At 32.6% G+C, this 8,903-nt stretch carries 10 protein-coding genes; 4 read left to right on the top strand and 6 right to left on the bottom strand.

Going from position 1 to position 8,903, the window contains the following annotated elements:
* Window positions 1–118: 118 nt before the first annotated feature.
* Window positions 119–1,081, bottom strand: coding sequence for a PDC sensor domain-containing protein (locus BUB80_RS15870; RefSeq protein WP_073294699.1), 963 nt, complete (start codon window positions 1,079–1,081; stop codon window positions 119–121).
* A 167-nt stretch (window positions 1,082–1,248) separates the two neighbouring features.
* Between BUB80_RS15870 and BUB80_RS15865 the strand changes: the two genes are divergently transcribed.
* The 3 genes from BUB80_RS15865 (at window position 1,249) to BUB80_RS15855 (ending at window position 3,834) form a co-directional block, all read left to right on the top strand.
* A complete protein-coding gene (locus BUB80_RS15865) occupies window positions 1,249–2,220 on the top strand; it encodes a heme-binding domain-containing protein (protein ID WP_073294697.1) in 972 nt (323 codons plus the stop codon).
* Window positions 2,217–2,693: a hypothetical protein gene (locus BUB80_RS15860; RefSeq protein WP_073294694.1), complete on the top strand. Its 477-nt coding sequence runs from the start codon at window positions 2,217–2,219 to the stop codon at window positions 2,691–2,693. Before BUB80_RS15865 ends, BUB80_RS15860 begins: the two co-directional genes overlap by 4 nt.
* Window positions 2,694–2,814: 121 nt before the next feature.
* A complete protein-coding gene (locus BUB80_RS15855; protein WP_073294723.1) occupies window positions 2,815–3,834 on the top strand; it encodes a L,D-transpeptidase in 1,020 nt (339 codons plus the stop codon).
* On the opposite strand, the gene BUB80_RS15850 is transcribed toward BUB80_RS15855, so the two are convergent.
* From BUB80_RS15850 to BUB80_RS15840, 4 genes are all read right to left on the bottom strand, one after another.
* Entirely contained in the window at window positions 3,831–4,361 is a 531-nt protein-coding gene (locus tag BUB80_RS15850; protein WP_073294692.1) for a hypothetical protein, read from the bottom strand. The two genes, BUB80_RS15855 and BUB80_RS15850, sit on opposite strands and share 4 nt — an antisense overlap.
* 5 nt (window positions 4,362–4,366) lie before the next feature.
* Window positions 4,367–5,356, bottom strand: a complete 990-nt coding sequence (locus BUB80_RS15845; RefSeq protein WP_228433854.1) for a PDZ domain-containing protein — start codon at window positions 5,354–5,356, stop codon at window positions 4,367–4,369.
* Between the two features lie 66 nt (window positions 5,357–5,422).
* Window positions 5,423–5,692: an aspartyl protease family protein gene (locus BUB80_RS23855; protein ID WP_228433852.1), complete on the bottom strand. Its 270-nt coding sequence runs from the start codon at window positions 5,690–5,692 to the stop codon at window positions 5,423–5,425.
* A gap of 115 nt (window positions 5,693–5,807) precedes the next feature.
* The gene (locus tag BUB80_RS15840; protein ID WP_073294690.1) at window positions 5,808–6,446 is read right to left on the bottom strand and encodes an alpha/beta hydrolase; all 639 of its coding nucleotides are present in this window, start codon (window positions 6,444–6,446) and stop codon (window positions 5,808–5,810) included.
* A 270-nt stretch (window positions 6,447–6,716) separates the two neighbouring features.
* On the opposite strand from BUB80_RS15840, the gene BUB80_RS15835 reads away from it, so the two are divergent.
* Window positions 6,717–7,160: a hypothetical protein gene (locus tag BUB80_RS15835; protein WP_073294720.1), complete on the top strand. Its 444-nt coding sequence runs from the start codon at window positions 6,717–6,719 to the stop codon at window positions 7,158–7,160.
* Window positions 7,161–7,324: 164 nt separating this feature from the next.
* Here BUB80_RS15835 and tyrS read toward each other — a convergent pair whose 3' ends face one another.
* A complete protein-coding gene (gene tyrS, locus BUB80_RS15830; protein ID WP_073294687.1) occupies window positions 7,325–8,620 on the bottom strand; it encodes a tyrosine--tRNA ligase in 1,296 nt (431 codons plus the stop codon).
* Between the last annotated feature and the right edge of the window lie 283 nt (window positions 8,621–8,903).

Below are 8,903 nucleotides of genomic sequence, written 5' to 3'. Positions count from 1 at the left end.
ATGTAGAATTTGGTTTTCTTCTTCAAATTTTACAATCTCAAAATATTCAATCAACAGTTCAGGTAAAAATAATTTAAGCAGTTCGGCATCATTTAGCATTATACAAAAATAGCATTTTTTATTTTCTCCCCAACTTTTGAGACTGATCCGTTTTGATCAATTCATCAAGACTTGAGTTGATTGAATATTGATTTCCTGAGCATGTTTTAATATAAACAATATTGTTTTCAAGAAAGAAATAAGCAATATCTGAAGTTTCTAAAGAGATCAATTCATCTTTATGATAGGTAATAATTCTTTTCTTTGAATTTTCTGTTGCTTCATCACTTACAAAGTTGTGAGTACTTTCTCTGTGTTTTTCATGGATTAAATGAAGCTGTGTGTTGATTGCTGTTAAAGTATTCACCTCATCATTAAGGTTTCTAATTTCATCATTTTTCTGATTTTCATATTTCTTATAAATCATTCGAATAAGAAAGAAACTTATTCCAAGAATTGATAAAGTAGCGAGTAAGAATACAATTAAAAATGTTAAATATAAATCAGAAATTTGCTTTTCGATGACCTCAATATTAGCGTGTGAAGCTACCATCCAGTTGCTGCCTTCTACAGGATAAAAGCTTACGATTTCTGAGGTACGGTTTGAGTTTTTATTAAAATTATGTATTCCGGTACTTGCTTTTCCTGAATTAAGAATTTCTAGAAAATCAAATGGTTTATCGTTATCCACAATAAATTCAGAACTATTTTTATCTACTTTACGGCCAATTAAAGCAGGATTGGGATGGCAAAGTTCAATGCCACTTTGATTATACATGCAAATGAATCCGCTTTGTGTATCTGTATTAACAATGCTGCTCTGAAGATTCTGAATAACGGTTTCTTTTGGAATACCTTGCTTAAGTTGCAGCTCTAATAATTTACCAATTTCTCGTGACTCTCTTTTTCCTGCTTCAAAAGTTGTATTGAAAACATCTTTTTTGGAAGATGAATACAAGTATCGGAACGAAAAAAAGCTGATAAGTAAAATCACAATACTTACGGCGAAAAAAGTAATGGTATAAAGATTGATCTTTTTCATTGATGAGGGAGAATTTCTAATTCGTTTCAAAATTACTCATTTATTCGCAAGAAAATATTCGCTTTTAAGGATTGATTTCTCCCTTTCGGTCATAAATTTATAAGATAAGATGTTGGTTTAGTATAACTTTGGTTTCAGAATTTAAATAAACTATAAATGATTATCTCATGAAAAATAAGAATAAACTAATCTTGATTTTACTCGTCGGGTTTGTTGGTTTACAGTTTTTTCGACCTGAAAAAATTGATCATGGAACCAAAGCGCAAAACCTCACCAACGTTCCGAAAGAAGTTAATGCGATTTTAAGAAGCTCGTGTTTTGATTGCCATTCCTCAGAAGCTAATTTAAGATGGTATGATAAAATGACGCCTGCTAATTTTTTGGTAACTTCTCATATTAAGGAAGCTCGCGAAGCATTAAATTTTTCGAAATGGGATTCTTGGCCAAAAGCACAACAGAATTCAACGATTTATTATGCAATCAACAAAGTATTGTCTGGTGAAATGCCTCTTCCGAGTTATGCGGCAGTTCATTCATCTGCAAAATTGAATCAGGCGCAGATTCAAACGTTGAAAAATTATGCTTTATCACTCACCCCACGTAAAGTTTCAGACGATTCTCAAATAAAAGACGCAGAGAAACAATACAATTCTTGGGTAAATGGAGAGCTGAAAAAGTCTGAGGTAAAAGATGCTCCGAATGGATTACACTATTTTCCGGATTACCGAAACTGGAAAGCCATCAGTACAACAGATCGGTTTGATAACGGAACAATGAGAATCATTTTTGGAAATGAGATAGCGGTAAAAGCTATTCAGGAACATAATGTAAATCCTTGGCCGGATGGAACAGTCTTCGCGAAAACAGCTTGGAAAGAGCAGACGCAGGCTGATGGAAGTATTTCTTCAGGAGAGTTTTTAGCCGTAGAATTTATGGTGAAAGATGCTAAAAAGTATTCAAAAACAAAAGGCTGGGGATGGGCAAGATGGAAAGGAAGTGATTTAAAACCTTATGGAGGTGATATTCTCCATTTTGAACAAGAATGTATTGAATGTCATAAACCTGTTGCAGATAGGGATTATGTTTTTACTCCACCATTATATTTGATTTCTCAACTTAAAAAAATAAATACAAAATGAAAAACTATAGCATATATCTAATTTTGGCTTTGATACTGATTGTTTCTTGTCAGCAAAAATCTCAAAAGGTACTTAACGTAGAAGCGTCTATTCAGAAAAGTGATGAATTAAAAGAAAATCCACTTTTGATGAGTCCCATCACCTCTTCTATTCAACCGAAGAAAAAAACAATGTCGACTTTGTATGGAAATGATATTGCTTTCAATTATGCAAAGACTAATTTTAACTCTAATTATCCCCAAAATTCAACGCTTTATGAAGTGACCTGGATGCAGAAACCTGACGAATTATGGTTTGGTGCCAATATTCCCAAAGAGGTTCTCTCTGTTGAGAAAATTACTTTTCTAGACAAAGGTATTATTGCCTACGAAATGTTCCAAGGAAAGACTTTAAAGAGAGCAAAAATGGATGAAGTGAAGGAGAGTCTAAGACGGGATACCATACTTTCTCAAAGAATGGCTGTATCACCATAGGGGCTAACTCCCGTATTTTCACGGTATTTTCATTAACGATCATTATTATTCCATTTTTAGGTCTGATATTTGTATTGAGTAGAAAAACTGAAATACCAATTTATTTATAATGAACATATTTGTGAAAAAATCATTCCTATACAGCTGTATATTCGCTTTATTTTTAGTTTCATGTAAAAAGGAAATTGAAAAAATTAACGATACTTTAAAAGACAGTTCAAGCTCTACAACAGAAGCTCCTGCTGTAAAACAAGATTCCATCAAAAAAGATTCTGTAGTAACGAAAGAATCTGTGCCTCCTACGATGCAGGAAACAGGCTTTTATAATGCATTTATCCTTCCAAAGGATAAGAAAATGAGAGATTCTATTTACTCTCAATTCAGCAAAAAATATAGTGAAAAAGAGCGTTTTGCTATTTTAGCATTAAACAGGTTGGATTCAAAAAATAAATGGAATGCCGATACCTTGGTGGTTCCCGCAAAAATAGATACAACGCTAATGTCTTATTCGCCTTTTCCAATGCAAATGGATGTATTGAGTGGTGTGAAAAAATTTGTTATTTTCTCTTATCCGATTCAAGCTTACGGAGTATACTCTAATGGAAGTTTGGTAAAATGGGGACCAACAAGTATGGGGAAAAAAGCAGCACAGACAACAAGAGGTCTTACGTTTGCTAACTGGAAAAAGAAATTATCAACTTCTACTGTAAGCAGTGAATGGAAATTACCTTATAACTTCAATATTTTTAATACTGGTGGAATAGGCTGGCATCAATATGATCTTCCCGGATATCCTGCATCACATTCATGTTTAAGATTATTAATGAAAGATGCGCAATGGTTATATTCTTACGCAGACACTTGGGTTCTGAATCCAGGAGGGGCAACTACAAAAGCGAAAGGAACTGCCGTGATGGTATTCGGAGATTATAAATGGGGGGCAAGAAAGCCATGGAGAAAGCTATTAGATGATCCTAATGCGAATAATATTTCGGTAGAAGAAATGAGTAAGCTTATTGAACCTAATATTGAGAAGATCTTAAAAGAGCAGGCCAACAGAGAAAAAGTTGTAGATTCTATGAAAGCAGCAAAAGCTCAAATAGAACAAATGCCTGAAAATCCAAAGACTCTTTCTCCTTAATGATTCTGAATTTTTTCAAACTGTAATGTAGATTCTTCGGCAAATCGTCTGAGTTTCTGCATTTCATCTTTACCTTTACTTTGACCGAATCGTGCAGCTGCATAGGTTAAAATAATAAAAAGAATCATCACAAATGAGGCATTCAATGCCCATGGATATTCAAAGCTTTTGATTTGTTTTTCTACATAATACATGGTGAAGAAAACCATCCAAAAAATTGAAAAAGAGAAATATAAAAACATAAAAAATGTCCAAACTGCTGAACTGGGCCCAAAGACACCTCGGATAGCAGTTTGGTCATCTTCTATTTCTATTCTTAAAGATAATCTGGGTTTCCAATAGTTGTCATATTTAGTTTCAACGTAAATGGTAGCTACTTCTTTGTTAATATTCCCGGAAAATTCTTCTTTATGATCAGAAAGATATTTTTTTAAATTTTCCGCATATTCTTCCTTGCTCAAATGGGTAAACATTTTGAATCTCGGTCGGGTTCTTATTTTATCTAATGTAGTTTCTTCAGTTTGCATAATTCTTATTCTTGATAGGGGATAGGGTCTTCTAGTTCAAAGCTCAATGTCAATTTTACTGTTTTTCTCTGTATTCCAATATTAATAGTCCTGCCTTCGTATGATTTCATCAACTCATTGATCTTTTCTAAAGTCATTTCTGAAGTTTTATTTCCGTTGATAGTCAATACTTGATCTTCTTTTTTTAATCCTGCTTTATCTGCTGGTGAATCTTTTCTTACCCCAGAAATTGAAAATAACGGTTTTAAGGCAAATTTATATTGAAACCCCTCCCCGCTAGCGGTAAATCCATTAAATGAACTATTGGCTTTAGTCGTTTCTATTTTTACCAAATCTTCCTGCCATTGAAGACCCTCTTGTTTAAAATCAAGACCACTCATATTAAAATGAAAAGGATCATTAAAATTTCTGTTTTTTCTTAGATATAATTTCTGATTGTGATAATCAAATGCAACTGTAAAGCGACGCATGATTTCTCCTCCTATAGAACCTTTTCTATCTTCTACTAAATGAACATGCTGAATGGAGAATTCGTCTGGCATTGCAGTGAGCGGTTTTTCAAACCTAAAATCACCAAGATAGAAATTATGGATTCTGCTTCTTTTACCATAAATATCTCCGTTAAAACCTCTTCCCAAGAAATCTTCAATATTCGGTCTGTTATAAACAAAATCTTTAATAAGCGTAGGGAAAAGCCAAATAGGATCACTATTTCCAAGGTCTATTAAAAGTTTTGAATTTTTCTTTTGATTAGTCATTTCTATATCAGCATAAATGTAGGGTTTACTATTTTCAATCGTTATGGGAAGCTCTTTATATTTTCTAACCTTTTTTTGGAAAAGATTTTGATCATTATAAATGGTTATTTTTTTTGTCATATAGTCTATTGAAATTGGATGGTCTTTAAATAAATGATACCCAATCACTCCATTGACAGGAATTCCTACATGAGAAGAGATATTAAATTCCTGATTTACAATAATGAAAATGGTCATTGACTTATTAATACAATCTTTACCTATTGCTCCTACATTTTTTTCAGACTTTAATCCATCAATACTTTAATCTCCACCTAATCCGGAAAATTTTATTTTTTCGATATTACTCAGTTGTATATCTTTATTTTCTAAGCTGAAAAGGACGGTTTCTGCAACACCGGTATCGAGTAGGAAATTAAGTTCAACACCGTTTATAGTAACAGGAATAAATATTAGATTATTAATAAACTTAAAGGGGATTACCGTTTTTTTAACATTTTTTATTTCAAAAGAATTTTGGGCATTTACAAAAATACTTAAGAACAAAATGATAATAAAATAGAGTTTTTTCATTTACTGAATTTAGTGAAATTATTCTTATGGGGATGAAAAAAAACATTCTCATTTGAGAATGTTTGAATGTTTTTCAAAGAATCTTGTTGGAATGTCTGTTTTCGATAAAAGTGATTTACTTTGAGAAAAATTCCATTAGATCCATGTAATTTTTTTGATTGACACCATGTCCACTCATGTACTCTCTAAAGGTAAAGTAACAACTTAGGTCGTATAATAAATCAGCAGCTTTTCTTCCCCATTCTAAAGGAATCACAGCATCATCACTTCCGTGCGATACAAAAAATCTAAGGTGTTCTAATTTCTTCTTGTCCTTTATAATATTATCCAAAAGTTTTTCCTCGGGAAAGCTACTTAAGCATGCTACATAATTGAACATTTCAGGATATTTTAACGCTAAAGCATAACAAAGAATACCTCCTTGGCTAAAACCACAAAGGTGAGTCTTGCTTTCTGTTAAACCATAATTATTTACAATTTTAAGAATATTTTCTAGCACAGCATTTAGAGATTCCTTTGCCTGATCTGTATCTATGAAGTTTTCAGGATTATTAAAATCGATATCAAACCAAGAATACCCCTCAAACTGAGTATCTCTTGGGGCTCTGAAGCTCACGAGGATCCAATCTGCGGGAAGCGTTTCTCTAAAACTGAAAAGGTCTTGTTCGTTGCTTCCATAGCCATGAAGCATAAAGAGAATAGGAGTATTTGATGAAATATTTTCAGGTTCTCTTACGATGTAGTCTAAATTCATAGAACAAAGATAAATAATAAATTATATTACAATATCTTATATTTTTACTTTTTTATTTAAAATAATAATTCAATTGGTGTAGTTTTTAATCATTGATATACAGTTGATTAATGGTATTTTTTACGATAATAAGTATAATATTATGATGACGATAGGGTATTTTATTAATTTGATATTGTTTAGAATTTTTTGTTAGAAAATTTTCATGAAAGTTATTTTTATATTGATAAAAAACCTATATTTGGAACATTAAAAAATCTATTCGGAGAAATGAAGCAATTTTACAACCTAAAAAGTTTACTTAGACTTTCTTTTTTATTCATCATATTATTTACTACAATTTCTGTAGTAAATTCATGTAAAAATAAAGATGATGACGAATTCACAGATCATGTTGTTCAGTTTGAGGCAAAAATAGTTCACGGTGGTACAACTCCACCTCCACCTCTTAGTTATTTCAAGACTGTTGTAACTCAGGTAGGAACTAACCAGCAAAACACTTTCAACCCTACAGGTCTTGTGTGGACGAGCGGAGAGTTTTTCGTAAACTCTAGCCAGTCACAATTGAATCTAGGAGCTAATGCAGAACTTCTAAATACTGATTCTAAACTTATTATCAATATTTGGGTAGACGGAGAGATTGCCAAAACAGATACTATTGTAGGAAAGGGAACAAAAAGCGTTGCTCTTGCTTATAGTTTTTTAGAATTATAAAAGTAAATACATAACAATATAATAAAACCACCAATTATTGGTGGTTTTATTTTTGATTATATCTTGTTGTAATTACCTCTATTAAGTACTTAATAATTTTTCAAAATAATGAAAATGGTCCGCAAGATTTATCTTGCGGACCATTTGGTATATTGGTAGTTAGATTAAATAACCTTTACAATAAAGTAACTTTTCTTTCCTTTCTGAAGTAATAGAAATTTACCATCAATCAGGTCAGTTTCGTTAGCGGTGTAAGCGTCACTTACTTTTTCTTTGTTGATAGAAATAGCATTTCCTTTCAATTCTCTTGTTGCTTCACTTTTAGATTTTAGGAAACCTGATTTTTCAGAAAGTAAATCAACGATATTAATTCCTATAACATCAGCTTTTGCCACTTCTTTTTGTGGAACTCCGTCAAAAACTTCCAAGAAAGTTTCTTCATCAAGGCTTACTAGATCTTCAGCCGTAGAACGTCCGAAAAGAATTTCAGAAGCCTTCAAAGCTTTTTCATATTCCTCTCTTCCATGAACCCAAACTGTTACCTCTTCAGCTAATCTCTTTTGAAGTTTTCTCTCATGTGGAGCCGTTTTGTGATCTTCAATCAAAGCTTCAATTTCTTCTTTGCTTAAGAACGTATAGAATTTAATGAATCTTTCAGCATCATCATCTGTAGCATTCAACCAGAATTGGTAGAATTTATACGGAGAAGTTTTCTTCTTGTCTAGCCAGTAATTTTCACCACTTTCAGACTTTCCAAATTTAGAACCATCAGCTTTTGTGATCAAAGGAACCGTTAACGCAAACGCTTCACCTTGTGCTTTTCTACGGATCAATTCTGTTCCTGTCGTGATATTTCCCCACTGGTCAGAACCTCCCATTTGAAGTTTTACATTATTGTTTTGGTATAAATGAAGGAAATCATAACCTTGAATCAATTGGTAGGTAAATTCCGTGAAACTCATTCCGTCAACACCAGCGTCTCCGGAAAGCCTTTTCTTTACAGAATCTTTCGCCATCATATAATTTACCGTGATGTTTTTTCCAACATTTTTAGCGAAATCTAGGAACGAAATATTTTTCATCCAATCGTAGTTATTCACTAATTCAGCTTGGTTAGGCTTGTTTCCATCAAAATTCAAAAATCTTGAAAGTTGGTTTTTTAAACAATCCACATAATGTAAAAGGGTTGCTTCGTCCAAAAGATTTCTCTCTGCAGATTTTCCTGAAGGATCTCCAATCATTCCTGTAGCGCCACCTACCAAAGCAATCGGCTTGTGACCGTGCTGTTGAAAGTGTGCTAAAATTTTTATCTGAATAAGACTTCCAATATGCAAAGAATCAGCAGTTGGATCAAAACCAATATATGCAGTAGTTACCTCTTTATTCAGTTGTTCATCGGTTCCGGGCATCATATCGGCAAAAAGACCACGCCATTTTAGTTCTTCTATAAAGGAATTCATTGATTTTTTTCTTTAAAATTTAATGTGCAAAGATAATAAATTCGATGGTAAATAGATAACCGTTCATCTTTCATAACTCATCATTTAAAATTTAAAATTTTTAGGAGCAATTTGACTACGTCGAATTGCGGTTTTATTTATTTTTGAAGCAATTTCCAGCTTTCCGTTACAATCTTTTTTTTCAAAAAAGGATTTCCTCTGCAATCTGGGCTAGGGTGGTGGTCGTCCTTATGAAGTTATCGTGTTCGCTACAAAGTTTGTCGTTGACTATGTTGGCAAATCT

It is taken from the genome of Chryseobacterium polytrichastri, from assembly GCF_900142445.1.
Lineage (GTDB): Bacteria > Bacteroidota > Bacteroidia > Flavobacteriales > Weeksellaceae > Chryseobacterium > Chryseobacterium polytrichastri.
The sequence above is the reverse complement of the archived record's forward strand: the minus strand, read 5'-3'. Positions and strand labels throughout refer to the sequence as shown.

What these genes read in the sequence shown, in the direction of transcription:
- BUB80_RS15865 (WP_073294697.1), top strand. Translation starts at nt 1,249, where the DNA reads ATGAAAAATAAGAATAAACTAATCTTGATTTTACTCGTCGGGTTTGTT.
- BUB80_RS23855 (WP_228433852.1), bottom strand. Translation starts at nt 5,692, where the DNA reads ATGAAAAAACTCTATTTTATTATCATTTTGTTCTTAAGTATTTTTGTA.
- BUB80_RS15870 (WP_073294699.1), bottom strand. Translation starts at nt 1,081, where the DNA reads ATGAAAAAGATCAATCTTTATACCATTACTTTTTTCGCCGTAAGTATT.
- BUB80_RS15860 (WP_073294694.1), top strand. Translation starts at nt 2,217, where the DNA reads ATGAAAAACTATAGCATATATCTAATTTTGGCTTTGATACTGATTGTT.
- BUB80_RS15850 (WP_073294692.1), bottom strand. Translation starts at nt 4,361, where the DNA reads ATGCAAACTGAAGAAACTACATTAGATAAAATAAGAACCCGACCGAGA.
- BUB80_RS15845 (WP_228433854.1), bottom strand. Translation starts at nt 5,356, where the DNA reads ATGACCATTTTCATTATTGTAAATCAGGAATTTAATATCTCTTCTCAT.
- BUB80_RS15840 (WP_073294690.1), bottom strand. Translation starts at nt 6,446, where the DNA reads ATGAATTTAGACTACATCGTAAGAGAACCTGAAAATATTTCATCAAAT.
- tyrS (WP_073294687.1), bottom strand. Translation starts at nt 8,620, where the DNA reads ATGAATTCCTTTATAGAAGAACTAAAATGGCGTGGTCTTTTTGCCGAT.
- BUB80_RS15835 (WP_073294720.1), top strand. Translation starts at nt 6,717, where the DNA reads ATGAAGCAATTTTACAACCTAAAAAGTTTACTTAGACTTTCTTTTTTA.